The sequence below is a fragment of the Methylobacterium oryzihabitans genome (assembly GCF_004004555.2).
Classification (GTDB): domain Bacteria; phylum Pseudomonadota; class Alphaproteobacteria; order Rhizobiales; family Beijerinckiaceae; genus Methylobacterium; species Methylobacterium oryzihabitans.
On record NZ_SACP01000004.1, the window covers coordinates 38,405 to 63,813 of the forward strand.

24 protein-coding genes and 1 tRNA gene are annotated in these 25,409 nt (G+C 70.9%); 6 read left to right on the forward strand and 19 right to left on the reverse strand.

What is annotated here, in order from left to right:
- Positions 1–22: 22 nt before the first annotated feature.
- From rpsJ to EOE48_RS05705, 10 genes are all read right to left on the reverse strand, one after another.
- Entirely contained in the window at positions 23–331 is a 309-nt protein-coding gene (rpsJ, locus tag EOE48_RS05660; RefSeq protein ID WP_018262845.1) for a 30S ribosomal protein S10, read from the reverse strand.
- Positions 332–416: 85 nt separating this feature from the next.
- A complete protein-coding gene (gene tuf, locus EOE48_RS05665; RefSeq protein WP_127727821.1) occupies positions 417–1,607 on the reverse strand; it encodes an elongation factor Tu in 1,191 nt (396 codons plus the stop codon).
- Between the two features lie 130 nt (positions 1,608–1,737).
- Positions 1,738–3,813: an elongation factor G gene (gene fusA, locus EOE48_RS05670; protein WP_127727822.1), complete on the reverse strand. Its 2,076-nt coding sequence runs from the start codon at positions 3,811–3,813 to the stop codon at positions 1,738–1,740.
- A gap of 30 nt (positions 3,814–3,843) precedes the next feature.
- Positions 3,844–4,314, reverse strand: coding sequence for a 30S ribosomal protein S7 (gene rpsG / locus EOE48_RS05675; protein ID WP_127727823.1), 471 nt, complete (start codon positions 4,312–4,314; stop codon positions 3,844–3,846).
- Positions 4,315–4,455: 141 nt separating this feature from the next.
- The gene (gene rpsL / locus EOE48_RS05680; protein WP_127727824.1) at positions 4,456–4,827 is read right to left on the reverse strand and encodes a 30S ribosomal protein S12; all 372 of its coding nucleotides are present in this window, start codon (positions 4,825–4,827) and stop codon (positions 4,456–4,458) included.
- A gap of 395 nt (positions 4,828–5,222) precedes the next feature.
- Positions 5,223–6,089 carry a phosphonate ABC transporter, permease protein PhnE gene (phnE, locus tag EOE48_RS05685; RefSeq protein WP_127727825.1) on the reverse strand — a complete coding sequence of 289 codons (867 nt, stop codon included), beginning with the start codon at positions 6,087–6,089 and terminating at the stop codon, positions 5,223–5,225.
- Positions 6,086–6,970 carry a phosphonate ABC transporter, permease protein PhnE gene (gene phnE, locus EOE48_RS05690; RefSeq protein WP_127727826.1) on the reverse strand — a complete coding sequence of 295 codons (885 nt, stop codon included), beginning with the start codon at positions 6,968–6,970 and terminating at the stop codon, positions 6,086–6,088. The genes phnE (EOE48_RS05685) and phnE (EOE48_RS05690) overlap by 4 nt, the downstream gene beginning before the upstream one ends.
- A 12-nt stretch (positions 6,971–6,982) precedes the next feature.
- On the reverse strand, positions 6,983–7,909 hold the full coding sequence (phnD, locus tag EOE48_RS05695) for a phosphonate ABC transporter substrate-binding protein (protein WP_127727827.1): 927 nt from the start codon (positions 7,907–7,909) through the stop codon (positions 6,983–6,985).
- A gap of 46 nt (positions 7,910–7,955) precedes the next feature.
- Entirely contained in the window at positions 7,956–8,774 is an 819-nt protein-coding gene (gene phnC, locus EOE48_RS05700; RefSeq protein ID WP_127727828.1) for a phosphonate ABC transporter ATP-binding protein, read from the reverse strand.
- Between the two features lie 75 nt (positions 8,775–8,849).
- A complete protein-coding gene (locus EOE48_RS05705) occupies positions 8,850–9,530 on the reverse strand; it encodes a DUF1045 domain-containing protein (RefSeq protein ID WP_127727829.1) in 681 nt (226 codons plus the stop codon).
- Positions 9,531–9,693: 163 nt separating this feature from the next.
- Between EOE48_RS05705 and selB the strand changes: the two genes are divergently transcribed.
- Positions 9,694–11,637 carry a selenocysteine-specific translation elongation factor gene (gene selB, locus EOE48_RS05710; protein WP_342791818.1) on the forward strand — a complete coding sequence of 648 codons (1,944 nt, stop codon included), beginning with the start codon at positions 9,694–9,696 and terminating at the stop codon, positions 11,635–11,637.
- Positions 11,638–11,645: 8 nt separating this feature from the next.
- Positions 11,646–11,738: transfer RNA gene (locus EOE48_RS05715), tRNA-Sec, on the forward strand.
- A gap of 6 nt (positions 11,739–11,744) precedes the next feature.
- Here the strand turns inward: EOE48_RS05715 and EOE48_RS05720 are convergent.
- The 5 genes from EOE48_RS05720 to mnmA form a co-directional block, all read right to left on the reverse strand.
- Positions 11,745–13,583: a GGDEF domain-containing protein gene (locus EOE48_RS05720; protein WP_127727830.1), complete on the reverse strand. Its 1,839-nt coding sequence runs from the start codon at positions 13,581–13,583 to the stop codon at positions 11,745–11,747.
- A 245-nt stretch (positions 13,584–13,828) separates the two neighbouring features.
- Positions 13,829–15,286 carry a sensor histidine kinase gene (locus EOE48_RS05725; protein WP_127727831.1) on the reverse strand — a complete coding sequence of 486 codons (1,458 nt, stop codon included), beginning with the start codon at positions 15,284–15,286 and terminating at the stop codon, positions 13,829–13,831.
- A gap of 277 nt (positions 15,287–15,563) precedes the next feature.
- Complete coding sequence (locus tag EOE48_RS05730) at positions 15,564–16,526, reverse strand: TVP38/TMEM64 family protein (RefSeq protein ID WP_342791819.1); 963 nt, start codon at positions 16,524–16,526, stop codon at positions 15,564–15,566.
- Positions 16,523–17,176, reverse strand: a complete 654-nt coding sequence (locus EOE48_RS05735) for a class I SAM-dependent methyltransferase (RefSeq protein WP_127727832.1) — start codon at positions 17,174–17,176, stop codon at positions 16,523–16,525. Before EOE48_RS05735 ends, EOE48_RS05730 begins: the two co-directional genes overlap by 4 nt.
- Before the next feature lie 45 nt (positions 17,177–17,221).
- A complete protein-coding gene (mnmA, locus tag EOE48_RS05740) occupies positions 17,222–18,370 on the reverse strand; it encodes a tRNA 2-thiouridine(34) synthase MnmA (protein WP_127727833.1) in 1,149 nt (382 codons plus the stop codon).
- A 541-nt stretch (positions 18,371–18,911) separates the two neighbouring features.
- Between mnmA and EOE48_RS05745 the strand changes: the two genes are divergently transcribed.
- From EOE48_RS05745 to EOE48_RS05760, 4 genes are all read left to right on the forward strand, one after another.
- On the forward strand, positions 18,912–19,982 hold the full coding sequence (locus EOE48_RS05745; protein WP_127727834.1) for a flagellar hook-length control protein FliK: 1,071 nt from the start codon (positions 18,912–18,914) through the stop codon (positions 19,980–19,982).
- A 39-nt stretch (positions 19,983–20,021) separates the two neighbouring features.
- Positions 20,022–20,711 (forward strand): flagellar hook assembly protein FlgD, encoded by a 690-nt coding sequence (locus EOE48_RS05750; RefSeq protein ID WP_127727835.1) that lies wholly within the window; start codon positions 20,022–20,024, stop codon positions 20,709–20,711.
- Positions 20,712–20,841: 130 nt separating this feature from the next.
- A complete protein-coding gene (gene sciP, locus EOE48_RS05755) occupies positions 20,842–21,117 on the forward strand; it encodes a CtrA inhibitor SciP (RefSeq protein WP_015932480.1) in 276 nt (91 codons plus the stop codon).
- Positions 21,118–21,318: 201 nt separating this feature from the next.
- Positions 21,319–22,215: a polysaccharide deacetylase family protein gene (locus EOE48_RS05760; protein WP_127727836.1), complete on the forward strand. Its 897-nt coding sequence runs from the start codon at positions 21,319–21,321 to the stop codon at positions 22,213–22,215.
- 25 nt (positions 22,216–22,240) lie between these two features.
- Here the strand turns inward: EOE48_RS05760 and EOE48_RS05765 are convergent, their stop codons facing one another.
- The 4 genes from EOE48_RS05765 to EOE48_RS05780 all read right to left on the reverse strand — a co-directional run bounded on the left by EOE48_RS05765 (position 22,241) and on the right by EOE48_RS05780 (position 25,374).
- Positions 22,241–23,284 carry a hypothetical protein gene (locus tag EOE48_RS05765; RefSeq protein WP_127727837.1) on the reverse strand — a complete coding sequence of 348 codons (1,044 nt, stop codon included), beginning with the start codon at positions 23,282–23,284 and terminating at the stop codon, positions 22,241–22,243.
- Positions 23,285–23,387: 103 nt separating this feature from the next.
- The gene (locus EOE48_RS05770) at positions 23,388–23,726 is read right to left on the reverse strand and encodes a carboxymuconolactone decarboxylase family protein (protein ID WP_127727838.1); all 339 of its coding nucleotides are present in this window, start codon (positions 23,724–23,726) and stop codon (positions 23,388–23,390) included.
- A 131-nt stretch (positions 23,727–23,857) separates the two neighbouring features.
- Entirely contained in the window at positions 23,858–24,577 is a 720-nt protein-coding gene (locus tag EOE48_RS05775) for an aspartate/glutamate racemase family protein (RefSeq protein WP_127727839.1), read from the reverse strand.
- Positions 24,578–24,600: 23 nt separating this feature from the next.
- Positions 24,601–25,374, reverse strand: a complete 774-nt coding sequence (locus EOE48_RS05780) for a ferredoxin--NADP reductase (RefSeq protein ID WP_127727840.1) — start codon at positions 25,372–25,374, stop codon at positions 24,601–24,603.
- Positions 25,375–25,409: the final 35 nt, after the last annotated feature.

The following is a 25,409-nucleotide window of genomic DNA, read 5'->3' on the forward strand; positions in this document are numbered from 1 at the left end:
CTAAGCGATCCCTCGGGATCGCCTAGAGCTTGATCTCCACGTCCACGCCCGCGGCGAGGTCGAGCTTCATCAGCGCGTCCACGGTCTGCGGGGTGGGATCGACGATGTCGAGCACGCGCTTGTGAGTGCGCATCTCGAACTGCTCGCGCGACTTCTTGTCGATGTGGGGCGAGCGGTTGACGGTGAAGCGCTCGATCCGGGTCGGCAGCGGGATCGGGCCGCGCACCTGCGCACCGGTCCGCTTCGCCGTCGAGACGATCTCGCGGGTCGACGTGTCCAGGATGCGATGATCGAACGCCTTGAGGCGGATGCGGATGTTCTGACCGTTCATGTTCTTGCCTCGCGACGGGACGGGGCGGGCCTCACGGCCCGCCCCGGATCGAACCGTCGGGTTGAAGGGTGAGAGCGGGCTCCGCTTACTCGGTGATGGAGGCGACGACGCCGGCGCCGACGGTGCGGCCGCCCTCGCGGATGGCAAAGCGCAGCTTCTCCTCCATCGCGACGGGCACGATCAGCGTCACGTCCATCGTCACGTTGTCGCCCGGCATCACCATCTCGGTGCCTTCCGGCAGCTGGCACACGCCCGTCACGTCCGTCGTGCGGAAGTAGAACTGCGGACGGTAGTTGGTGAAGAACGGCGTGTGGCGCCCGCCCTCCTCCTTCGTCAGGATGTACGCCTCGGCCTTGAACTTCGTGTGCGGCTTCACCGATCCCGGCTTGCACACCACCTGCCCGCGCTCCACGTCCTCGCGCTTGGTGCCGCGCAGCAGCACGCCGACGTTGTCGCCCGCCTGACCCTGGTCCAGCAGCTTGCGGAACATCTCGACGCCGGTCACCGTCGTCGTCTGCGTCGCCCGGATCCCGACGATCTCCACCGTCTCGCCGACCTTGATGATCCCGCGCTCCACCCGGCCCGTCACCACCGTGCCGCGGCCCGAGATCGAGAACACGTCCTCGATCGGCATCAGGAACGGCAGGTCGATCGGACGCTCCGGCTGCGGGATGTAGGCGTCCACGTGGCTCATCAGCTCGAGGATCGCGTCATGCCCGATCTTCGGCTCGCGGTTCTCCAGCGCGCACAGCGCCGAGCCCTTGGTGATCGGGATGTCGTCGCCCGGGAAGTCGTACTTCGAGAGCAGCTCGCGCACCTCGAGCTCGACCAGATCCAGCAGCTCCGGATCGTCGACCATGTCGACCTTGTTCATGAACACGACGAGCGCCGGCACGCCGACCTGACGGGCGAGCAGGATGTGCTCGCGGGTCTGCGGCATCGGGCCGTCGGCGGCCGAGACCACCAGGATCGCGCCGTCCATCTGCGCCGCGCCGGTGATCATGTTCTTGACGTAGTCGGCGTGGCCGGGGCAGTCGACGTGGGCGTAGTGCCGGTTCTGCGTCTCGTACTCGACGTGCGCCGTCGAGATCGTGATGCCGCGCGCCTTCTCCTCCGGTGCCTTGTCGATCTGGTCGTAGGCGGTGAACGTCGCCCCGCCGGTCTCGGCCAGAACCTTCGTGATCGCCGCCGTCAGCGACGTCTTGCCGTGGTCGACGTGTCCGATCGTCCCGATGTTGCAGTGCGGCTTCGTCCGCGAAAACTTTTCCTTGGCCATTGCCAATCTCCAATGCTCTCAGGCGTTCGTCGGGTTCGCGCTCGACCTCCCGGCCAGGGGCCGTGGAGAGGGGGCGCGGAGAGGACCCGGCGCGGTCGCCGGGTCCGGGTCTGGATCCTCGCGGATCCGGTCAGGCGTACTTCGCCACCACCTTCTCGGCCTCGCCGCGCGGGACCTCCTCGTAGTGGTCGAACTGCATCGTGAAGTTCGCGCGTCCCTGGGTGAAGGAGCGGAGCTGGTTCACGTAGCCGAACATGTTCGCCAGCGGCACCATCGCGTTGATGACGTTGGCGTTGCCGCGCATGTCCTGGCCCTGGATCTGGCCGCGCCGGGAGTTCAGGTCGCCGATAACCGATCCGGTGTAGTCCTCCGGGGTCACCACCTCGACCTTCATCACCGGCTCGAGCAGGACCGAGCCGCCCTTCTGCAGCGCCTCGCGCAGGGCCGCGCGGGAGGCGATCTCGAAGGCGAGCGCCGAGGAGTCGACCTCGTGGTAGGCGCCGTCGATCAGCTCCACCTTGATGTCGACCACCGGGAAGCCCGCCAGGATGCCGGCGGTCAGGACGCTGTTGAGGCCCTTCTCGACGCCCGGGATGTACTCCTTGGGCACCGAGCCGCCGACGATCTTCGACTCGAAGGCGTAGCCGGCGCCGGGCTCGTTCGGCTCGACCACGAACTTCACCCGCGCGAACTGGCCGGTCCCGCCGGTCTGCTTCTTGTGGGTGTAGTCGATTTCGGTCCGCTTGGTCAGCTTCTCCCGGTACGCGACCTGCGGCTGGCCGATATTGGCCTCGACCTTGTAGGTGCGCTTCAGGATGTCGACCTTGATGTCGAGGTGCAGCTCGCCCATCCCCTTGAGGATGGTTTGGCCGGATTCCTGGTCGGTCGAGACCCGGAAGGACGGATCCTCGGCGGCGAGCTTCGAGAGCGCGATACCGAGCTTCTCCTGGTCGGCCTTCGACTTCGGCTCGACGGCGATCTCGATGACCGGCTCCGGGAACTCCATCTTCTCGAGGATGACGGCCTTCTGCGGATCACAGAGGGTGTCGCCGGTGCGGGTGTCCTTGAGGCCGGCCAGCGCCACGATGTCGCCAGCGAAAGCCTCCTTGATGTCCTCGCGGTTGTTCGCGTGCATCAGGAGCATCCGCCCCACCCGCTCCTTCTTGTCGCGGGTCGAGTTGATGACGTTGGCGCCCGAGTCGATCTTGCCCGAGTACACGCGGCAGAACGTGATCGTGCCGACGTGGGGATCGTCCATGATCTTGAAGGCGAGCATGGAGAACGGGTCGGAGTCGGTCGGACGGCGGACCACGTCCTCCTCGGTCTTGAAGTCGATGCCCTTGATCTCGCCGCGGTCGGCGGGAGACGGCAGGTAGTCGACGACGGCGTCGAGCAGGGGCTGGACGCCCTTGTTCTTGAACGCCGAGCCGCACAGGACCGGGTGGAAGGCGCGCAGCTGCACGGCGCGGCGCACGAGCTTGCGCATCGTCTCCTCGTCCGGCTCGACGCCGTCGAGGTAGGCGGTCATGGCGTCGTCGTCGAGCTCGACGCAGGCCTCGACCAGCTTGGTGCGGTACTCGACCGCCTGGTCCTTCAGCTCGGCCGGGATGTCGGTCTCGTTGAAGTTGGCGCCGAGCGCCTCGCCCGACCAGACGATCGCCTTCATCTTGATGAGGTCGATCACGCCCTGGAAGTTCGACTCGGAGCCGATCGGCAGCTGCAGGCAGACCGGCTTGCCGGCGACGCGGTCGATGATGTCGGCCACGCACTTGAAGAAGTCGGCGCCGATCTTGTCCATCTTGTTGACGAACACGACGCGCGGCACGTCGTACTTGTCGGCCTGACGCCACACGGTCTCGGTCTGCGGCTCGACGCCCTGGTTGCCGTCGAGCACGCACACCGCGCCGTCGAGCACGCGGAGCGAACGCTCCACCTCGATCGTGAAGTCGACGTGCCCGGGGGTGTCGATGATGTTCAGGCGCTTGTCGCGCCAGAAGCAGGTCGTCGCAGCCGAGGTGATCGTGATGCCACGCTCCTGCTCCTGCTCCATCCAGTCCATGGTGGCGGCGCCCTCATGGACCTCGCCGATCTTGTGGGACTTGCCGGTGTAGTAGAGGATCCGCTCGGTCGTCGTGGTCTTGCCGGCATCGATGTGGGCCATGATGCCGAAGTTGCGGTAGTCCTCGATCGCGTGCGTGCGGGGCATCGGGGGGCTCCTGAAGGGGGTGGCCGCTGGTTACCAGCGGTAGTGCGAGAAGGCGCGGTTGGCCTCGGCCATCCGGTGCGTGTCTTCCCGCTTCTTGACGGCGTTGCCGCGATTGTTGGCGGCGTCGAGCAGCTCCGAGGACAGGCGCTCGACCATGGTGCGGTCGTTGCGCGAGCGGGCCGCCTGGATCAGCCAGCGGATCGCCAGGGCCTGCCGGCGCTCGTTGCGGACCTCGACCGGCACCTGGTAGGTGGCGCCGCCGACGCGGCGGGACCGGACCTCGATCGCCGGGGCGACGTTGTCGAGGGCGGCGCGGAACACCTCGATCGGGTTCGCCTTGGCGCGGGCCTCAATGATGTCGAACGCGCCGTAGACGATGTTCTCGGCGACCGACTTCTTGCCCTCGTACATCACCGAGTTCATGAACTTGGTGAGGACGATGTCGCCGTACTTGGCGTCGGGGATGATCTCACGCTTCTCGGCGCTGTGGCGGCGGGACATCGCTCGCTCCGTACTGTCTCAAATCAGATTGTTGCGCCCCACGCAGGCCGCCTCGAGCCCGAGGCCGGCGGCATCCTTGTGGGACGGGCGATCAACGTGACCTCGTCCGAAACCGGGCGGGGCCTTTGTCTCGGAGGCGTCTTACTTCGGACGCTTGGCGCCGTACTTCGACCGGCGCTGCTTGCGGCTCTTGACGCCCTGGGTGTCGAGCACGCCGCGCAGGATGTGGTAGCGCACGCCCGGCAGATCCTTCACGCGGCCGCCGCGGATCATGACCACCGAGTGCTCCTGGAGGTTGTGACCCTCGCCCGGGATGTAGCCGATGACCTCGAAGCCGTTGGTGAGACGGACCTTGGCGACCTTGCGGAGCGCCGAGTTCGGCTTCTTCGGGGTCGTGGTGTAGACGCGGGTGCAGACGCCGCGCTTCTGCGGGCAGGCGTTCAGCGCCGGCACCTTGTTCCGGGCCTTCTGGGCCTTCCGCGGATTGGCGATCAGCTGGTTGATCGTCGGCATGCCATTCCTCTCGCAACGCGTCGCCGTCCCGGGCGACCGTCGAATTCCCAATCTCGTCTGAACGACCGTCGCCGTGCGGGACGGCGCAACGCAAATCGCGCCCCAGGCTGAAACCAGCCTTTGGCGCGCCATGCGAGCAGAGGACCACCTGGGCCGCGAGGCCCCGCGATCTTGCCGGTCTGACACGTGTCAGTCGGTTTTGAAGTTCGGTCGCGTTTAGGCGGCGTCGATCGAGGCACAGAGGGCACTTCGATCAGCCTGCCGCCTACGGCCGGCCGTTCAGTGGGAGCGCTCTTAGTCGCCTCTCCCGCGCCCGTCAAGCAGAAACGGGCCGGAAGGCGCGGGTTCGCGCCCTCCGATCTCCGCTACGCTCGGCTGCCGACCCGATTGCGGCGTTAGCGCGCGGCGGGGCCGATGATCGCCCGGCGGATGCGGCCCGAGACGAGGTCGATCAGCGCCACCGTGACGAGGATCATCAGCACCAGGAACGCGACCTGCTGCAACTCCAGCACGCGGATCAGCTCGGTGAGGTACTGGCCGATGCCGCCGGCGCCGACGATGCCGATGATCGTCGCCGAGCGGGTGTTCGACTCGAAGTAGTACAGCATCTGGCTCGTCAGCACCGGCAGCACGCCCGGCAGCAGGCCGAAGCGGACCCGGTGCAGGGCGCTGCCGCCCGAGGATGCCACGCCCTCCTGCGGCTTGCGGTCGGCGGTCTCGATCGCCTCGGAGAACAGCTTGCCGAGGCCGCCGACATCCGAGCAGGCGATGGCGAGCGCCCCCGCGAAGGGACCGAGCCCGACGACGTTGATCCAGATCAGCGCCCAGATCAGCACGTCGACCGAGCGGATCACGTCGAAGCCGCGCCGCACGCCGAAGCGCAGGAACGGGTTCGGCATCACGTTGCGGGCCGCCAGGAAGGCCACCGGCAGCGCCATCAGCGAGGCGGTGAGCGTGCCGAGGAAGGCGATGCCGAGCGTCTCGCCGAGCGCCTTCAGGAAGGTGAGGAACTGGCCTTCCGGCGAGGGCGGCAGCATCAGCACCGCGAAGTCGCCGAGCCGGCCGACGCCGTTGACGAGGCGCATCAGCGAGAAGTCGAGGCGCACCATCGCCAGCACCGCGAGGCCGACGACCCCGGCGAGCACCGCCGCGACGGCGAGGCGCCGGGCCGGCGGAGTGCGGAAGGCGCCGGGATGGCGGCAGCGCAGGCCGTCGAGGTCGGCCAGCGCCGCCGCGCGCAGGGAGGAGGACGGCCGGCTCATCGCGCCGCCTCCCGGCCGAGGAGGGCGTGGCGCAGGCGCTCGGTGGCGAGGTCGATCGCCACCACGGTCAGGACGATCATGAGCAGGATGGCGCTGACGTCGGCGTTGTAGAAGTTGCGGATCGCCACCAGCAGCTCCTGGCCGATGCCGCCGGCCCCGACGAAGCCCATGACGCTGGCGCCGCGCACGTTGATCTCGAAGCGCAGCAGCCCGTAGGAGGCGAAGTTCGACAGCACCTGCGGCACGACCGCGAAGCGGACGGTCTCGACCCAGGACCCGCCGGTCGCCCGCAGGCCCTCGACCGGCTTCATGTCGATGTTCTCGACCACCTCGGAAAAAAGCTTGCCGAGCGCCCCGACGCTGTGGATGGCGAGCGCCAGCACCCCGACCATCGGGCCGAGGCCGAAGGCGATGACGAAGATCAGCGCGAACACCACCTCGGGCACCGTGCGGCACACTTCGAGGAAGCGGCGGGCGAGGAACAGCACACTGCGCGAGGGCGCGAGGTTGGCGGCGGCGACGAAGCAGAGGCAGAACGCGCCGATGCCGCCGAGCAGCGTGCCGAGATAGGCCATCAGCAGGGTCTCGCCGAGGAGCGAGAGCCATTTCGGCAGGCCCCAGTACCAGGCGGCGAGGTCGGCCGGCAGGGTCGCGGGGGCGAGGGGCGGCACCAGCCGGGCGAGATAGGCGGTGAGGCCGCCGATGTTCTCGACCAGCGCGAGCGGCCGGACCTCGGCGAGCCAGCCGGCGACAAGGACGAGGACCAGCAGCGTGCCGAGGATCGCGAGGCTGCGCCGCCGCGACGCGGCGACGGCCTGCTCGTAGGCGCCGGCGAGGGCGGCCGCCCGCTCCGGCGCCAGGGGTTCGATGCGGACAGCCACGGACGCCTCAGGTCACGAGCGCTTGCGCTGCTCGTCGTTGAAGCGGAGCATCTCGATGATCGGCTGGTAGTCCTTCAGCGTCACCGCGGTGAAGTCGAGGTCCTTGCCGTCCGAGAGCCGGTCGAACGCCGCCTTGTCCTTCTTCGGCATCGCCAGCAGGGCCTCGCGGATGCGGGCCTTGAGGTCGTCGGGCAGGCCCGTCAGCATCGCGAACGGTCCCTCGGGCAGGAACTCCGAGCGGAAGATCACCCGGAAGTCCGACTGCTTCATCGGCGAGCCGTCGGGGTTCTTCAGCATGCCCTTGGTCGCCATCCGGGTGACCATGGTGTCGGTCTCGGAGTTCCACAGGTTGGCGGCGGCGTCGGCGGTGCCCTGGACGAGGGCGAGCACCGCGTTCTCGTGGCTGCCGGCGTAGAAGGTCTTGCCGAACAGCTTGTCGACGTCGTGGCCGGCCTTCTGCAGGAAGAACCGCGGGGCCTGGTTGCCGGAGGTCGAGTTCGGATCGACCAGGGCGAGGTTCTTGCCCTTGAGGTCTTCCAGCGTCTTGTACGGGCTGTCGGCCTTGACGTAGATCACCGAGTAGTAGCCGGAGGCGCCGTTGTCGTGCTTCTGGTTGACGATCGGCTCGACCTTGACGCCGGTCATCGTCGCGCGGGCGAACGAGGCCGGGCCGTAGAAGGCGAGCTGGATGTTGCCGGCGCGCTGGCCCTCGATCACCGCGGCGTAGTCGGCGGCGACCCGCAGCTTCACCGGCACGCCGATCTCCTTGCTGAGATAGGCGGTGAGCGGGGTGTAGCGGTCGACGGTGCCGGAGGCGTTCTCGGCCGGGATGACGCCGAGGGTCAGCTCCGGATACTTGGCCTTCCAGTCCTGGGCGAGGGCCGGGAACGCGGCGAGCGCCAGGGCGGCGGCACCGAGGAGGGTGCGGCGGTCGAGCATGGGATCGTCCTTGATGTTGCGCGGGCGCGGCCCGCGGGGAAACGGGTCAGGCGCCGAGGGCGGCGGCCTCGCGCACCGGGCGCGGGCGCGGCTCCGGGACCTCCGGCGGCGCCCGGTCCATCACCTCGCCGGCCTCCAGGCCGTAGAGCTCGCGCGCCACGTCCTCGGTGAGGTCGAAGCCGCGGCCGTCGAAGACCAGCCGGCCGGCCGAGAGGCCGATGAGCCGGTCGCAATAGGCGCGGGCGAGGTCGAGGGAGTGCAGGTTGCACAGGACGGTGATGCCGTAGCGCCGGTTGGCGTCGGCGAGCGCGTCCATGACGAGGCGGGTGTTGCGCGGGTCGAGGGAGGCGACCGGCTCGTCGGCCAGGATGATGTCGGGTTCCTGCACCAGGGCGCGGGCGATGGCGACGCGCTGCTGCTGGCCGCCGGAGAGGTGGTCGGCCCGGTTGGCGGCGAAGCCGCCCATGTCGAAGCTCTCCAGCGCCGCGAGCGCCAGGGCGCGGTCCTCGTCCGACCACAGCCGCAGCAGCGAGCGGTGGGCCGGGACGTGGTCGAGGCGGCCCATCAGCACGTTGGTCATCACGTCGAGGCGGCCGACGAGGTTGAACTGCTGGAAGATCATCGCGCAGCGCGCCCGCCAGCGCCGCAGGTCACGGCCGCGCAGCGCCGTCACGTCGGTGCCGTCGAACAGGATCCGGCCCTCGGAGGGGTCGGTGAGCCGGTTGAGCATCCGCAGCAGGGTCGACTTGCCGGCCCCCGATCGCCCGATCACCCCGACGAAGCTGCCGCGCTCGATGCGCAGCGACACGCCCTCGACGGCGTTGCGGCCCCCGAAGCGACGGGTGAGGTTCTCGACAACCAGCATTCGGTCCCGTCCGCGGCTCCTGCGTCGTTGCGAACGTAAACCCCGGTTTAACGACAGTTGAATGACGCCAATGAGTTAGCCGGCAAGAGGAAACCGCTGCACGACCCGGAACGGCGCGCTCCCGTCCTGGCGCAGGACCGTCACCGCCTCGACGGTCAGATCCTCGCCGCCGCCATGGAGCCGCGCCAGCCGCTCGCGCCAGGGCGCGCACTCGGCCTCCGGCAGGGCCGCCGTGAGGGTCATGTGAAAGCGGAATTCCTCGAAGACGTGGGGATAGCCCCAGCGGTCGAGCAACGCCCGGGCGCGCGGCGACAGCGTCTCGGGACGGCGCCGGGCGATCTCGGCCGGCGTCGGCGGCGCGCGCAGCGGATCGAGGAAGGCGACGCATTCGGCGGCGAAGAGCCCGAGGGCTGGCGGGGGGGCCGCCGGGACCAGGGCGGTGAAGCGCCCGAGCGTCGCGACGACGAGCGGGCCGACCGCCACCGGCCCGCGCCCGGCGGCGAGGCGGGCGGCCTCGGCGAGCAGGTCGGCCTCGCCGCACCCGGCCGCGAGGCGCATCGGCGCCTTCAGGGTGGCGTGGAAGCCGTAGACCCGCGGGCCCCGCGCCACCGCGTCGAGGTCGTCGCCGAAGCCGGGCGGCGGCGCCACCGCCGCGCCGGTCGCGCTGTCGGTGCCCAGCACCGCGTTGCCGAACCGGGCCAGCCCGGAACCCGGGGCGGGGGTGTAGTACAGCGCGTAGCGCGGTGCGTCGGTCACGTCGGCGGGCTCCCGTTCCGTCCCGATTCAGCATCGGCGGGCGACTCTACGATGACGAGGACCGGATCGCGACGCCGGCCGGACCCGGCCATGCACGACCCGAAGATCGGTTGCAGACTGAAGAATTGCGCGCGATGTCTGTCGCGGCAGCACGGAGAGACGAGTGAGGGTGGGCAACGAGACGAGCCTCCGGTCCGAGGGGGCGGGCACGAGGTCGCTGCTCGTCGGTGTCATCGGCCATGTCGACCACGGCAAGACGGCGCTGGTGCGGGCGCTGACCGGCACCGAGACCGACCGGCTGAAGGAGGAGCAGGAGCGCGGCGTCTCGATCGTGCCGGGCTTCGCCCTGCTGCCGGTGCCGGGCGGCGAGATCGACCTCGTCGACCTGCCCGGCCACGAGCGCTTCGTGCGGGCGATGGTGTCGGGGGCGACCGGGATGCGGGCGGTGCTGCTCGCGGTCGACGTCCGCGAGGGCGTGCGGCCGCAGACGGTGGAGCACCTCGAGATCGCGCGGCTGATCGGCGTGCGCCGGGGCGTCGTCGCACTCACCAAGTGCGACCTCGTCGCGCCGGACGCCGCGCGGGAGCGGGCGGCCGAGGTCGCGGCCCTGGTCGCGGCCGCCGGCTTCGACGAGGTCGCGGTGGTCGAGACCTCGGTCCTGCGCGACCAGGGCCTCGACGACCTGCGGACCCGGCTCGCCGCGCTCCTCGACGGGGCCGGGTCTCCCGACGACGGCTATCCCTATCTTCCGATCGACCGGGTGTTCACCCGGCCGGGCTTCGGCACCGTCGTGACCGGCACGCTCCGGCGCGGGCCGCTCGCGGTTGGCGATTCTCTCGTGGTGGCCCCGACCGAACTGAAGGCCGCGGTGCGCTCGCTTCAGATCCACGGCCGGGCGGTCCAGGCCGCCGAGCCGGGCCGGCGCACCGCCGTCGCCCTGCGCGGCGTCGAACTGTCCGACCTGAAGCGGGGACAGGCCCTCGCCCCGGCCGGCCTGCTCGTGCCGTCCGACTGGCTCGACGTGGAGCTGAGCGCCGCCCGCAATGCGCCCTCTCCGCTCGCCGGCGGGGCGCGGCTGCGGCTTCTCGTCGGCACCACCGAGGCGGAGGTGCGCCTGCGCCTGCTCGACCGCGACGAACTCGCCCCCGGCGAGACCGCGCTGGCGCAACTGCACTGCGCCGAGCCGGTGGCGGTGCCGGCGCGCGACCCGTTCATCCTCCGGCTCGATTCGCCGAGCCTCACGGTCGGCGGCGGCCGGGTGCTCGATCCGGCCTCGCACCGGCGCAAGCGCCACGACCCGCGCCTTCTCGCCGATCTCCGGGCGATCGCCGCCGGCCGTCCCGCCGACACGCTGCTGATCCGCCTGCGGCAGGCCGGAGGCGCCGGGGCCGGCCTCCCCGATCTCGCCCGCCTCGTCGGCATCGCCCCCGACCGGGTGCGGCGCCGGCTGACCGAACTCGGCGCCCGAGAGGCCGGGGGCCGGTTCGTCGGGCCGGAGGCCTTCGCGGCGATGCGCGGGCGCGCGCTCCAGGTTCTCGCCTCCTACCACCGCGACCGGCCGATCGAGCACGGCTTGGCGCTGCCGCGCCTCGCGCCGCTGCTGCGCACCGACGACGCGGTGGCGGAGGCGGTCCTGCGCGACCTCGTCGCCGCCGGCGAGGTCGCGCAGGACCAGACCGTCTTTCGCCTCGCCGACTTCGACCCGGCCCGCAACGCCTCCGAGGTGGTCGAGGTGCTGGAGGCCCTCTTCCGGCGCGGCGGCCTGACCCCGCCCGACGAGGCCGAGGCGGTCGGGCGCGACACCCGCCGGGCCGAGGCGATGGCCTATCTGGTCCGGGCCGGCATCCTGATCCGCGCCCTCGACCGGGTGCAGCGGCGCACCATCGTCTTCCACCGCGACGCGGTCGAGCAGGCCAAGGCGACGCTGGCGGACGCCTTCGCCGGATCGCCGGGCTTCCTCGCCCGCGAGGCGGGGGCGGTCCTCGGCATCTCGCGCAAGTTCTCGATCCCGCTGCTCGAACATCTCGACGCCGCCCGCTTCACCCGGCGCACCGGCGACACCCGCGTGCTGGTCGAGGCTGGACCCGGGGCGGCGAACCCGTCATAACCGGCGGCGGAGGCGATCGGGGTCTGGTGGCCCTCCTGGTCTTCAAAACCAGCGGCACGCCACAAGCGTGCGGTGGGTTCGATTCCCATCCGTCTCCGCCACCCGTGTCACGCTGCGTCGCATTCCGCCGGCGGCGGGTCGGCGGCGCAGATCCGGTTGCGGCCGGCCTGCTTGGCCCGGTACAGCCGCTGGTCGGCGAGCGACACCAGGGCGTCCCAGCTCTGGCTCGAGCCTGGCTCGCGCGTCGCCAGCCCGAAGCTGCCGCTGATGCGCAGGCCGGGGATCTGGCCGATCGGCTCCCGGCACAACGCGGTTCGCAGGCGCTCGCACAGGCGTTCGGCGTCCGCGGCGCCGATGCCCGGCAGAACGACGACGAACTCCTCGCCGCCGTAGCGGGCGAGCAGGTCGCCGGGCCGCAGGCACGGCGCGATCCGGGGTCCGATCTGGGCCAGGACGAGGTCGCCGGCGGCGTGGCCGTGGGTGTCGTTCACCGCCTTGAAGTGGTCGATGTCGAACAGCACGACGGCGAGCCCGGTGCCGGCCCGGTCGGCCTCGGCGAGGGCCCGCGCCGCCCGCTCGCCGGCCGCGCGCCGGTTCGGCAGGCCCGTCAGGGCGTCGGTCTCGGACAGGATCTGAAGCTGGCGCGTCAGGCGGGTGCGCTCCCGCTCGAGAACCCGCTTCTGGCGCTGCTCGGCCCGCAGGATCGCCAGCCCGTCGAACATCTCGCCGATCTCGCGGCCGAACCGCGCCGGCTGCACCGGCTCGGACAGGTTGCCCCGGGCGATGGCGACGATCTGGCGGCGCGCCGCGATCAGCGGACGGAACAGGCGGTTGCTCAGGAGCAGGTTGAGCGCGAGCAGGATCCCGGCGACGAGGACCGTGAGGCTGCCGGCGATGACCGTGTCGCGCAGGGCGGCCCTTCGCTGAGTCTCGATCTTCTCGCGGCTCAATTCGCCGAGGCGGTCCCGCAGGCGCGCCGCCGCCGCGAGCCCCGGGACGTAGGCGGCGGTGAACGCCGCGGCGCTCGGCCGCCCGCCGACCGCGGTCTCCGGCCTCTCGCCCTCGTGGGCCAGGGTCTCGTGGGCCAGGGTCCCGTGGGCCAGGGTCCCGTGGGCCAGCGCTTCGTGGCCCAGGGTCTCGTGGGCCCGCACCCAACTGCCGGCGAAGTACTGCGTCTGCACCTCGGCGAGCACATCGTCGACGGCGCGCCCGGGAATCGCGGCCCCCGCGTAGCTCGACAGGAGGGCCCATTGCTGACGGACCCGGCCGGCGGTGCGCGCGAAGTCGGCCGCGATCTCGCCGTGCCGGCGCTCGTCCGTCGTCGTCAGCGCCATCACGACGTAGGAGCCGAGCTTGCCCGCCTCCTCGCGCAGGGCGCTCGCCGCCGACTGGAGCATGATCTCGGCACTGATCTGCGGCAGGGTCCTGGCGATGCCGCGGCCGAGCTCGTCGCGCAGCACCGCCGCATCGTCCGCGACCGCGAACATCGCCAGGATCGCCCCCGCGATCTCGCCGCCGCCGCGCTGGCCGGCCGGGCGCCCGACGACCGTATCGACTGTCAGCCGGGACGCGGCGAGCCGGTCGCGCAGGTCCTTCAGGTCCTGCCGGAAGCGCGGGGATCCGAGCAACTCGCCGTCGAACACCGCCTCCAGGCGGGTCAGGCTCTCGTCGGTCGCGAGGCGCTTGGCGACCAGGGCCGCGACCAGACCCGGCGGCGGCGGCCCGGCCTCGCCCATGACGCTGTTCGCCGGGCCGCGCTCGGCCGAGATCGCGGTGGCGGCGTCCATCACCGAGCGGAACCGTGCCAGTTCCTCCAGCCCCCGGTCGTAATGCCGGACGCTCCGGAAGTCGGACAGGACCAGCGTGGTGCCGAGCATCACGCTGCCGGCCGCCGCGACGGCGCCGCCGGCCCATTGCAGATGCTGGAGACGGATGGAAACGGCCATGGTGCCCCCATCGCTGTCACGTCCCGCCGTATCGCAGACAACAAACTGAAAAAATCTTAATGACGTCGTCGTTCGCGACCATCTCCCCGAATGCAGCGGCGCCCGCCCGCCCCGTCGGCTGAACACGCCACCGGCGACGACTTCGCGAGTCCTGTCGGGCCGCCGCCCGCCGAAGCGGCCACGGACCCGACGACGGGATGGCGGCGAACCGGGGATGCGGGCCGCGGCGCAGGCGGCGTCTCGTGTCAGGACGTCGGGGACCCGGCACCCGGGTGTCGCGGCAGGACGATGCGGAAGCGGGCGCCGAGCGCCGTCTCGTCGAGGGACAGGGTGCCGCCGTTGAGGTGCACGAGTTCCGCCGCGATCGCGAGGCCGAGGCCGGTGCCGCCGGAGCGCCCGGCGCCCTGGAACGCCTCGAACAGGTGGGCCCGCGCCCGCTCCGGCAGGCCCGGGCCGTTGTCGGCGACGAGGATCGCCACCCGGTCGCCGACCGTCTCGGCCTCGATGGCGACCACGGGCGGCGCCCCGTCGGCGGTGCCGGCGAGGCTCAGCGCCTGGACGGCGTTGCGGATCAGGTTGACCAGCACCCGGGCGAGCTGGTCGGGATCGGCGCAGACCTCGATCCCGTCGGGCGTGCGGTCCTCGACCCGGACCCGCGCCTCCCGCGACAGGCCGGCGATGTCGGGCAGGTCGGCGAGCAGCGTCCGCAGGGCGACCCGGCGGCGGGCCGGCACCCGCTCGGAGGCCCGGCCGTAGGCCAGGGTCGCCTCGCAGTAGCGGATTGCCCGGTCGAGGGTCGCCATTAGCCGCGAGGCGACCCGCTGCACGCCAGGATCCGCCGCGCTCTCGAGGCGGTCGCCGAGCAGTTGCGCCGTGGTGAGAAGGTTGCGCAGCTCGTGGTTGATCTTGCTCACCGACAGGCCGAGATCGGCCAGCCGCCGCTTCTGGCGCAGCTCGCCGGCGAGCGCCGTCTCCATCTGCGCGAGGGCGCGCTCGGCGAGGCCGATCTCGTCGCTGCGCCAGGACGGGGTAATCAGCCGTGTCGCGTCCTCGGGGGCGTCGGCGAAGGCGGTGATGTGGCGCGTCAGGCGCCGCACCGGCCCGACGATCGAGACCTGGAGGACGAGGAACAACAGCAGGGCGGTGATCCCCGAGATCGCCAGCGAGGTCAGCATGATCCGGCGCGAGAACGCCACCATCGCCCGCCGCAGCGGCGCCGGGTCGAGCACCAGCTCGACGAAGTCGATGCCGTTCATGCCGTGGCCGACGACCCGCAGCGGGCGCGGGTCGGCATCGACCAGGGTGCGCCATGCCCCGGCGATCAGCTCCGGCCAGTCGGCGTCGCGCAGGTCGATGCTCTCGCTTACCTCCGGGGGCATCTCGTCGACGGTGAGCAGCTTGCGCACCCCCTCGCCGCGCAGGGCGATCGCCTGGGCGCCGACGCCGCCGAGCAGGCGCCGGGCGAGGTCGTCGGAGACCCGGTGCTCGGGGGCGGCGTCGAGGACCAGGGCCGCGACCTGGGCCGCCGCCACCCGGTCGGACAGCCACGCCCGGCGGAAGTTCGCGACGCTCGGCACCGAGATCAGCACCTCGGCGAGGAGCACGAACAGCACCGTGCACAGGAGCAGCCGGCCCGAGAGCCCGATCCGGCCGAGGCCGCGCCGCAGGGGCGCGCGGTCACGGGCGCTCTCGGCAGGTCGCACGGCCGCATTCCTCCTCGTCGACGGCGGGTTCCGATCCGCCCGGTCAGCGCTGCACTGAGCCGCTGCGCCCGCGTTTTGTTCCTGAAGAATTGCCGCTGCGGCGGGCCCGTCGCCACTGGGCCATTGGTCGGGGGACGGTCCGCGCCGGCGTCATGCGGTTTCTGATTGATCGCTCGGCGATCCCTGCGGGATCGCTTCGCGATGCAAAAACCGGCTTCGCTCATGCGCCGCGCGGGCTTCTGATACGGTTTTCGGAACGCATCGTCCGAAACCCGTATCAGACCGGCCGCCGCCGCAGGCGCCGCACCACGACCGGCAGCAGGGCGAGCGCGCCGAGCCCGATCAGGGTCGCGATCATGCCCGGCGTCACGACCTGGCTGAGGGAGATCGCGTCGTCGCAGGCGGTCCCTCCGGCGGCGAGGCAGGCGTCCCGCGCCTCCTTGTGCGCCGCCGCCACCGCCTCGATCCGCGCCCCGGTCGCGGCGTAGATGAACGCCCCGGGGCTGATGCCGAGGACGGTGGCGAGCGCGAAGGTCCGCAGGCGCACGCCGAACACCGCCGGACCGAGATTGGTCATCCAGAACGGGAAGATCGGCAGCAGGCGCAGGAACAGCACGTAGGAGAACGCGTCCTCGCGGAATCCGTCCGCGAAGCGGCGCAGGCGCGGGCCGGCATGCTTGAGCAGCAGTTCCCCCGCTGCTGTGCGGCCGATGCCGAACACGATCACCGCCCCGGTCGTCGCCGAGGCGATCGCCACCAGGGCACCGGTCACGGTGCCGAACAGGAAGCCGCACAGGGTGGTCATCACGACCGAGACCGGCACCGAGACGACCACGGTGCCGACGTAGAACAGGTAGGCCATCAGCACCGCCCGCGGACGGTTCTCGGTCACCACCGCCTGGGCGAGGTCACGGGAGGCGAGGAGGTGGTCGAGGGTGAACCACCGCGGCGCCCCGCCGATCAGCAGGCCGAGGGAGAGCGCGACCAGCGCGACGAGCGGCAGCACCCGCAGCCAGCGCCGCCACGGCGCCCGGGCCACCGCCTCCTCCGGCAGGGCGGGCGCGTCGCCGTCCTCGCCGGGGCCGCTCACGCGGTCCTTCGTCTGGTCGGGGCCGCTCACGCGGTCCTTCGTCTGGTCGGGACCGCTCACGCGGTCCTTCGTCTGGTCGGGACCGCTCACGCGGTCCTTCGTCTGGTCGGGACCGCTCACGCGGTCCTTGGCCTGTTCGGGGCCGCTCACGCGGCTTTGCGCATGCGCAGGATCTTGAAGAAGCCGCCCGGGAAGGTCGGGCGGACGCCGATGAAGGCGACGCCGTTGCGCCGGGCCCAGGCCTCGATGCGGGCGGCCTTGAAGTCCGAGCTCCAGCCGATCTTCGAGCACAGCGGGGCGACGATCTCCTCGACCCGCGCGACCGCGCCGCCGTCCTGCCCGAAATGGTTGGCGAGCACGATCTCGCCGCCGGGCCGCAGCACCCGCAGGAACTCGCCGAGCGCCGCCTCGGGGTCGGGCACCAGGGTGATGAGGAACTGCGCCACCACCGCGTCGAAGCTCGCATCGGCGTAGCCGAGGCGGCAGACGTCCATGACCTGGAGGCCCTTCACGTGGGACAGGCCGCGGCGCAGCACCTTGCGGCGGGCGCGCCGCAGCATGTCCTCCGACAGGTCGACGCCGTAGAGTTCGCAACTCGCCGGGTAGTAGCCGAGCGACAGGCCGGTGCCGACCCCGGCCTCCAGGATGCGTCGGCCGTTCGCCACCGCCGCCTCGACGGCGTCGCGGGCCGCCGGCTCGGTCAGCTTGTCGTAGACCACGTCGTAGACCGGGGCCCAGCGCGCATAGGCCTTGCGCATCAGGGCCGTGGTGGGTCCGGCCTCCCGCGGCTCGCTCAGCATGTCTGTGGTTCTCTCTCGAAGGGTCGTGTCGTCGTCCGCCGCGCCTCAGGCCGCCGCCCGCCGCGCGTCCTCGACGCGCAGGATCGTGCCGCCGCCGAGCACCCGCGCCCGCGGGCCGTCGTCGGCATAGATGGCGCAGGCCTGCCCCGGGGACACTCCGTCCTCCGCCGCCAGCAGGGAAATCTCGACGCCGCCGGTGGCAGGGTCGACGGACAGGGTGGCGGGGCGCGGCTCGCGGGTCGAACGGACCCGGACCGCGACCGGAATGTCGCCGAGGCCGGCGGGGGCGGCATCGCCGAGCCAGTTCAGGTCGGCGAGGCGCAGGCGCGAGGTCGCCAGCGCCTCGCGCGGGCCGACGACGACCCGGGCGGCGTCGGGCTCCAGGCGCAGGACGTAGAGCGGCTCGCCGATGGAGAGCTTGAGCCCGCGCCGCTGCCCGACCGTGAAGCCGATGATGCCGTCGTGGCGGCCGAGCACCCGTCCGTCGCGGTGGACGATCTCACCCGGGCGCACGGCGTCGGGCCGCAGGCGGGCGATGACGTCCTGGTAGCGCCCCTGGGGCACGAAGCAGATGTCCTGGCTGTCCGGCTTGTCGGCGACCGAGAGGCCGAACTCGCGGGCGAGCGCCCGGGTCTCGTCCTTCGGCCGCTCGCCGAGGGGAAAGCGCAGGAAGGCGAGCTGCTCGGGCGTGGTGGCGTAGAGGAAGTAGCTCTGGTCGCGGCTCGGATCGAGGGCGCGGTAGAGCGCGCGGCCGCCGTCCGGGCGCCGCCGGCTCGCGACGTAGTGCCCGGTCGCCAGCGCGTCGGCGCCGAGGTCGCGGGCGGTGGCGAGCAGGTCGCGGAACTTGATCGAGCGGTTGCACTCGACGCAGGGGATCGGGGTCTCGCCCTGGAGGTAGCTCTCGGCGAAGCGGTCGATCACCGCCTCGCGGAACCGGTCCTCGTAGTCGAGGACGTAATGCGGGATGCCCAGCGTCTCGGCGGCGCGGCGGGCGTCGTGGATGTCCTGGCCGGCGCAGCAGGCGCCGCGGCGATGCGTGGCGGCGCCGTGGTCGTAGAGCTGGAGCGTGATGCCGACGACATCGTAGCCCTCGCGCTTCAACAGCGCGGCCACCACGGACGAGTCGACCCCGCCCGACATGGCGACGACGACGCGGGTGGCCTCCGGGGCCTTCGGCAGATCGAGCGAGTTCATCATCCGGACGACATCAGTCTCGGCGCGCGGGGCGGCGCGCCCGGCGACCGCTCCGCACGACCGGCGCCCCGCAGTCTATAGTGGTCCGACCGGCATTCTTCCAGGGTGGCGGTCGATTCTCCCAGGGCCATCGCTCCGGAGCGATGGCCCTGGTTTCTTGCTTGGCCTCAGGCGCCGGCAGTCGTGCGCGACACGATGTGTCGCCCGCTCACTCGGCTTTCGCTCCGCTCTGTGTTCGAGGGGACATTCGTCCCCTCGAACCCGCTCCGCGGGGCGCTCTTCGGGCGCAGAGCGCACCGCGCCCGCCAGGCGGCGGCGTCCTGCGGGCGACCGCAGAACAATCGCTGAAGCGATGGCCCTGTCGATTCTCCCGCGGGAGGACGACCCGGCGCCCGGCAGATCCTGCCGGGCGCCCCGGCAGATAGCTCCGGCCCGCCCGGCCCCGCCGCCCCCGCGTCCCAACCCCTCCAACGGCTTGCGCCGGGTCGGCCCGTGGCCCGGCGGTTGCAGCCCGCACCGGCAGGAACGGATCGGGGCGACGATGACGAGCACGGGACCGGCGCGGATGGCCGAGGCCGCGAGACCGGCGGCGAACCGGCCGCGGACGCGCGAGGCGGCGCTGCCGGCGGAGCGGCGATTCAGCCTCGACGACGCCCGCGAGGCCCGCCCGCCGCAGGACGAGCGCGCCGCGCGGCGCGACGTGGGCGGGTCGCAGGAGCGCCGCACCGACACGGCCGCGGCGGACCGCGACCGCCGCGCCGAGACCCGATCCGCCCCGCGCGCCACGCCGGCCGGGCAGGCCCGGAGCGCGGTGCGGCCGAGCGCCGACGACCGTCCGCCGGCACCTGAGCGGCCCGACGAGACCGCGAAGGAGACGGACGCGCCGACCGACGCCGCCCCCCCCGGGTCCGGCGCCGGGGCCGAGGCGGCGGCGGCGACCGCCCCCAAGGACGAGGAGGCCGTCGAAAGCGCGACCGAAGCCGCCGCGGTCGCGACGCCCCCCGTGCCGCCCCCGGCTCCCGCGCCGGGAACGCCCGCGCCGGTGCCGCAGACCCCGGCTCAGGCGGTCACCGGCGATGCGGGCGCTCCGTCGCCGGCGACCGGCCGGGTGGCCGCGATGAAGGCCGGCGCGCCGGAGACGACGGCCGCCGGGACCGAGGCGGGTCCGGGCGGCGGGCCGGCCGCGACCCCGCCGACGCCGCTCAGCGCGGTGCCGATGACGATCGGGCTGCGGGCGCTCGCCGACAGCAACCGGTTCGAGATCCGGCTCGATCCGGCCCATCTCGGCCGGGTCGCGGTCAGCCTCGACATCGACCGCGAGCGCGGGGCGGTGAAGGCGCATCTCGTGGTCGAGCGGCCCGAGACCCTGGCGCTGCTCCAGCGCGACGCCCGCAGCCTCGAACAGGCGCTGAGCCAGGCCGGGCTGTCGGCCGGGGAGGCGGCGCTGAGCTTCTCCCTCGGCGACGGCTCGGCCGGCTCGCGCGGCGGCACCGGCCGGGACGACGACGGCTCCCGGGCCGGATCGCGGCCGGCGCTGCCGGAAGCCGAACCGCTCCCGGCCGCCGCGGTCGCCCGGCTCGGCCGCCGGACCGGCCTCGACCTCGTGATCTGACCCCGTCCGCGTCCCCTGCACTCCCCGAAGGCGTCCCCGATGGCCTCCAGCATCAGCACAGCCGGCAGCGGCAGCGCATCCGGAACCACGACGAAATCCGGTTCGACCACCGCCACCGGCGGCTCGGCGATCGCCGGCAACTTCAACCAGTTCCTCACCATCCTGACGACGCAGTTGCGCAACCAGAACCCGCTCGACCCCCTCGACACCAACCAGTTCACCCAGCAGCTCGTGCAATTCGCCTCGGTCGAGCAGCAGCTCAAGACCAACGACCTGCTCTCGACCATGACCACGGCGAACAAGTCGGCCACCGCCGCCTCGACCGCCGGGCTGATCGGCCGGACGGTGACGGCCGACGGCGCGACCTCGACGCTCGCCGACGGAAAGGCGTCCTGGACCCTCACCGCCGCCCGGGCCGCGCCGAAGGCGACGATCACGATCTCGGACGCCAACGGCAACGTGGTGGCGACCCAGAGCAAGGCGCTGGCGAGCGGCAGCCAGACCTTCGCCTGGGACGGGCGCACCGCGACCGGGCAGCTCGCCCCGGGCGGCAAGTACACGGTGAAGGTGCAGGCCACCGACGCCACCGGCCAGAAGGTCGCGGTGGACACGAAGGTCTCGGGCACGATCAGCGCCATCGACCTCAGCGGGACCGAGCCGATGCTGACCGTGGATGACGCCCAGGTGCCGCTCAGCAGCGTGCAGTCCCTCGGATCCGCTTCATCATGACGCAGCCGCGAACGCGGTTAACGATTGCCTGTGGGCAACGAATCGGATCCGCGCCGTCCGATTCAAGCAATCTTAAGCGCGGGACCCTAGCCTCCGATCTCGACAGGTCAGTCGAGTGTATGAGCGTATCATGACCGAACCGCACCGCCCGAGGGTGAAGTACGTCATCGGGCCCGATGGAAGTCCTCTCACGATCGCCGACCTGCCGCCGTCGGACACCCGGCGCTGGGTCATCCGCCGCAAGGCGGAGGTGGTCGCGGCGGTGCGCGGCGGGCTCCTCAGCCTCGAGGAGGCATGCCAGCGCTACACGCTGACCACCGAGGAATTCCTGAGCTGGCAGTATTCGATCGAGCAGCACGGCCTCGCCGGCCTGCGCACGACGCGGATCCAGCACTACCGGCAGTAACCCGGCCGCCCCGGCCGGCACGGACGTCCTCCAAGGCCCTTCGATCTCCGAGGCCCTTCGATCTCCAAGGCTCCCCGATGGCCGACGGCCGTCACGGGAGCTTTTCTTTTGCCCGCGGCCCACCGCGAGGTCGTCTCGGGCTGTCCGGCACCGCACCCGGCGTTAGGTTCACCCGATCTCGCGCGACCGGAGCCCCGCGACATGACCGACGCGCCCCGGGCCGGACACGGCCGCTACGCCTACAGCCCGCTGCCGGCCCGCCCGGTCTACGACTGGCCCGGCGGACGCCGCCTCGCGGTCTACCTCGCCCTCAACGTCGAGTGCTTCGCCTTCGGCGAGGGGCTCGGCGCCGAACTCGCCCCCGGCGGGCCGCAGCCGGACGTGCTCAACTACGCCTGGCGCGACTGGGGCAACCGGGTCGGGGTCTTCCGGCTGGCCGAACTGTTCGACGAAGTCCGGCTGCCGGCCTCGATCCTGGTCAACAGCCACGTCTACCGCGACTGCCCGGGCCTGATGGAGGTGTTTCGCGCCCGCGGCGACGAGGTGGTGGGCCACGGCCGCACCAACGCCGAGCGCCAGGGCACCCTGCCGGAGGCCGAGGAGCGGGCGCTGATCGCCGAGGCCACCGCGACGCTCACCGCCGAGGAGGGCCGGGCTCCGGCCGGCTGGCTCGGCCCGTGGATCTCGCAGAGCCGGGTCACCCCCGACCTCCTGGCCGAGGCCGGCTACGGCTACCTGCTCGACTGGTGCCACGACGACCAGCCGGTCTGGTTCCGCACCCGTTCGGGCCGGATCCTGTCGGTGCCCTACCCGCAGGAGCTCAACGACATCCCGTCGATCGTCGGCCGCAAGGATTCCGGCGCGCAATTCGCCGAGATGATCGTCGACGGCTTCGACGAGATGCGCGAGCGCGCCGAGGCCGCGCCGCTCGTCATGGGCATCGCCCTCCACCCCTATCTCGTCGGCCAGCCGCACCGCCTGCGGCCCCTGCGGCGGGCGCTCGCCCACATCGCGGCGCATCGCGACGCGGTGTGGCTGTGCCGGGCCGGCGACGTGGCGGCGCACGCCGCCGCGCTCATCCCAACGATCTCAAATTAGTTGGGCCAGAAGTCAATGGTGCCTTTTACGAGATCGGATCGTCGATGCCGCTCCGCAGCAATTCATGGAGCATCTCCTTTTCGGGGAAGTAAACGCCCATCTTTCTGGTCCGATAGGGTAGTATCATAATATCGAGATCTCGAATTTGTCTTATATATGAACTATTTTCTAATCCCGAATCCCACGGCACAACCATTACCTTGCGATATGATTTACCCAAAAGACCTTCATATAATAAAAGCTGCCCTACTGCGCATTGCAAATCATGAGCCGATATTGCAACTTTTATCTCAAACAATATTGGGTCCACCTCAATCGTGCGCAGATCTGGACCCCAGCGGCCTACACGGCCATTCGTGTGCTTGATGTTGCGACGATCCAGTTCCTCAACAAGCGCACGCCAGACCTCTCCATGCTTTCGCTCAACTTGCCGCCCAGCCTGGGGGCCAATTTCGTAAAAGCCTGTTAATTCAGGGACGCTGCGCTCCGCGTCTTCGACGTTTAAAGCCTGCTCATGGATTTTCTCGCCAAACTGGTAAAACGACCTAACAATAAGGCATTTTGCGACAAACTCGGCTACTTGACGTTGAACAGCAGATGGAGAATTGTCGATCTCTGCGACAGGATGGCATTCGACAACAGTTCCGTCGCTAAATCTAACGGGCACCCTGCGGCTACTTACAGCTAAATCAAATTCATTTTCACTGATGCCTTTTCCTGGGATGGACAGCCGGCCCTTATGGAGAATCCAGCGGGATTGCCTAGCATCAAGAGCCAGGACGCCCTGCATGATCTTATTGGAACCCTGGTCAGGCGGATTAATTTCGACGATGATATTTTGACGGAAATTGGGCCGCTCCATTCCGAACGCATTCCAGTAACGAAATGCACCATTCCCCTTTCTCCAACCGCCAAAACTCCCCCACAACTTGAGACTCGGATGCCAGTCAATAGATCCCTGCATACCTGGAAGACGGTCTGATCCTTCCTCGAATTTTCTCTGCCATTCTTTCATGGCAGCACAAACATCGGATTTTTTCTCGATTGCTGCATAAACCGGGTTTGGCATGCCTGCCTCTCGCACATCCCACCTGGGGCAGGTCATTGTGACACGCCGTTATGAGTCATGCATCCAGAGTTGCAGCAATCGATGCTTCAAAGGCTGTGTCTAATCAGCCCTCGCCCTTGGTGAAGGCGTCGAAGGCGCGGGCGGTGTAGACGAGGGCCGCGCCGGTATTGAGCGCGATCGCGACGCCGAGGGCCTCCACCATCTCCTCCTTGGTCGCACCGGCCTTGCGGGCGGCCTCGGAGTGGAAGGCGATGCAGCCGTCGCAGCGGGTCGTCACCGCGACGGCCAGCGCGATCAGCTCGCGGGTCTTGGCGTCGAGCTGCGGCTCCTTCGGGGTCGCGGTGGCGATGAGATCGTGCGCCTTGAGGAGGTCGGGGCTGATCTGGCCGATCTGCCCCAGCGTGGCCGCCAGCTCGGTGCGGTAGCCGTTCCAGTCCTGCATCGTGGTGTTTCCTCGCGTCGCGGCCCTCTGCGGGGCCCGTGGCCGACCCTGCTTCGCGTGCCGGCGCCGCGATGACAATCCCCACGGGGGTCGCGGCGGTCATGCGCGGCGGGCGCCCGGCCCGGGACCGCTCAGCCGGCGGCGAGCAGGCCCGTCAGGGCCGGCGACAGGCCGGTGCTCGCGGTCGCCGGCGGCGGAACGCGGCCGGTCCGCAGGCCGGCAGCCGCCATCACGGCGCGGGCCCCGGCCTCCGTCGAGCAGATCACCGGCACCGGCACGTCGGGCCGGATCCGCTCGGCGAGGCCGGCCAGCGCCGCGCCGCCGAGGATCACCACGTCGGCCCCGTCCTCCTCGGCGCAGGCCCGGCAGGCGGCGGCGAGGCGGGCGAGCGCCGCGTCGGGATCGCGGGCGATCTCGCCGCCGGTCGGCGCGATGGCGCGGATGCCCGACAGCCGCGACGACAGGCCGAGGCTCGCGGCGAACTCCTCCAGCATCGGCCGCCACAGCACGCCGCCGGTGACGATGCCGACGCGCCGACCGCGGGTGCAGGCGAGGTGCAGCGCGCCCTCGGCCATGCCGACGACCGGGACCGGCGAGACTTCCTTGAGGGCGAGGAGACCGGGATCGCCGAAGCAGGCGAGGTAGACCGCGTCGCAGCCGGCCCCGTGCTCGGCCAGGGCGTCGAGGGCGGCGTGGGCGGCGATGGCCGCCGCGGCCCGGCTGGAGATGTAATGCGCGCCGAACCGGCCGGTGACCGCGACGATCTCGGCCGGGATCAGGCGGCGCACATGCGCCGCCGCCTGCTCGGTGACGGCCGCCGTGGTGTTGGGGTTGATGAGCAGGATGCGCACGGGCCCGTCTCCCCCTCGAACGATCACTTCTCGACGAAGGCCTTCTCGATGACGTAGTGGCCGGCCTCGCCGTGGTTGCCCTCGACGTAGTCGCGGCTCGCCAGCAGGTCGCGGGTGTCGCGGATCATCTCCGGGCTGCCGCACAGCATGAACCGGTCGGCGTCGATCGCCATCTCGGGCAGGCCGATATCGGCGAAGAGCTTGCCCGAGGTGATGAGGTCGGTGATGCGGCCGCGGTTGCGGAACGGCTCGCGGGTCACGGTCGGATAGTAGACGAGCTGGTCGCGCACCAGTTCGCCGATCAGCTCGTGGTTCGGCAGCGTCTCGGTGATCGTCTCGCCGTAGGCGAGTTCCTGGATGTGGCGGCAGCCATGAACCAGCACGACCTTCTCGAAGCGGTCGTAGGTCTCCGGGTCCTTGATGATCGACAGGAACGGCGCGAGGCCGGTGCCGGTGCCGAGCAGGTAGAGGTGGCGGCCGGGCAGCAGGTTGTCGAGGACGAGGGTGCCGGTCGCCTTGCGGCTGACGACGATTGGGTCGCCGACCTTGAGGTGCTGGAGCTTCGAGGTGAGCGGGCCGTTCGCGACCTTGATCGAGAAGAACTCCAGCTCGTCCTCGTAGTTGGCGCTGACCACCGAGTACGCCCGCAGGAGCGGCTTGCCCTCGCCCTTCAGACCGATCATCGTGAACTCGCCGTTGCGGAAGCGGAACGACGGGTCGCGGGTGGTGCGGAAGCTGAAGAGCGTGTCGGTCCAGTGGTGGACGGACAGCACGCGCTCCTCGTTGAAGTTGCTCATCGGGCGCAATCCTGCGGCTTGGAATCCGGGCCTGG

Coding starts and splice junctions, on each gene's coding strand:
- EOE48_RS05745 (WP_127727834.1), top strand. CDS start 18,912: ATGACGAGCACGGGACCGGCGCGGATGGCCGAGGCCGCGAGACCGGCG.
- EOE48_RS05780 (WP_127727840.1), bottom strand. CDS start 25,374: ATGAGCAACTTCAACGAGGAGCGCGTGCTGTCCGTCCACCACTGGACC.
- EOE48_RS05770 (WP_127727838.1), bottom strand. CDS start 23,726: ATGCAGGACTGGAACGGCTACCGCACCGAGCTGGCGGCCACGCTGGGG.
- EOE48_RS05760 (WP_127727836.1), top strand. CDS start 21,319: ATGACCGACGCGCCCCGGGCCGGACACGGCCGCTACGCCTACAGCCCG.
- rpsJ (WP_018262845.1), bottom strand. CDS start 331: ATGAACGGTCAGAACATCCGCATCCGCCTCAAGGCGTTCGATCATCGC.
- phnC (WP_127727828.1), bottom strand. CDS start 8,774: ATGCTGGTTGTCGAGAACCTCACCCGTCGCTTCGGGGGCCGCAACGCC.
- rpsL (WP_127727824.1), bottom strand. CDS start 4,827: ATGCCGACGATCAACCAGCTGATCGCCAATCCGCGGAAGGCCCAGAAG.
- EOE48_RS05750 (WP_127727835.1), top strand. CDS start 20,022: ATGGCCTCCAGCATCAGCACAGCCGGCAGCGGCAGCGCATCCGGAACC.
- fusA (WP_127727822.1), bottom strand. CDS start 3,813: ATGCCCCGCACGCACGCGATCGAGGACTACCGCAACTTCGGCATCATG.
- mnmA (WP_127727833.1), bottom strand. CDS start 18,370: ATGAACTCGCTCGATCTGCCGAAGGCCCCGGAGGCCACCCGCGTCGTC.
- EOE48_RS05765 (WP_127727837.1), bottom strand. CDS start 23,284: ATGCCAAACCCGGTTTATGCAGCAATCGAGAAAAAATCCGATGTTTGT.
- sciP (WP_015932480.1), top strand. CDS start 20,842: ATGACCGAACCGCACCGCCCGAGGGTGAAGTACGTCATCGGGCCCGAT.
- EOE48_RS05720 (WP_127727830.1), bottom strand. CDS start 13,583: ATGGCCGTTTCCATCCGTCTCCAGCATCTGCAATGGGCCGGCGGCGCC.
- phnE (WP_127727825.1), bottom strand. CDS start 6,089: ATGAGCCGGCCGTCCTCCTCCCTGCGCGCGGCGGCGCTGGCCGACCTC.
- rpsG (WP_127727823.1), bottom strand. CDS start 4,314: ATGTCCCGCCGCCACAGCGCCGAGAAGCGTGAGATCATCCCCGACGCC.
- phnD (WP_127727827.1), bottom strand. CDS start 7,909: ATGCTCGACCGCCGCACCCTCCTCGGTGCCGCCGCCCTGGCGCTCGCC.
- tuf (WP_127727821.1), bottom strand. CDS start 1,607: ATGGCCAAGGAAAAGTTTTCGCGGACGAAGCCGCACTGCAACATCGGG.
- EOE48_RS05735 (WP_127727832.1), bottom strand. CDS start 17,176: ATGCTGAGCGAGCCGCGGGAGGCCGGACCCACCACGGCCCTGATGCGC.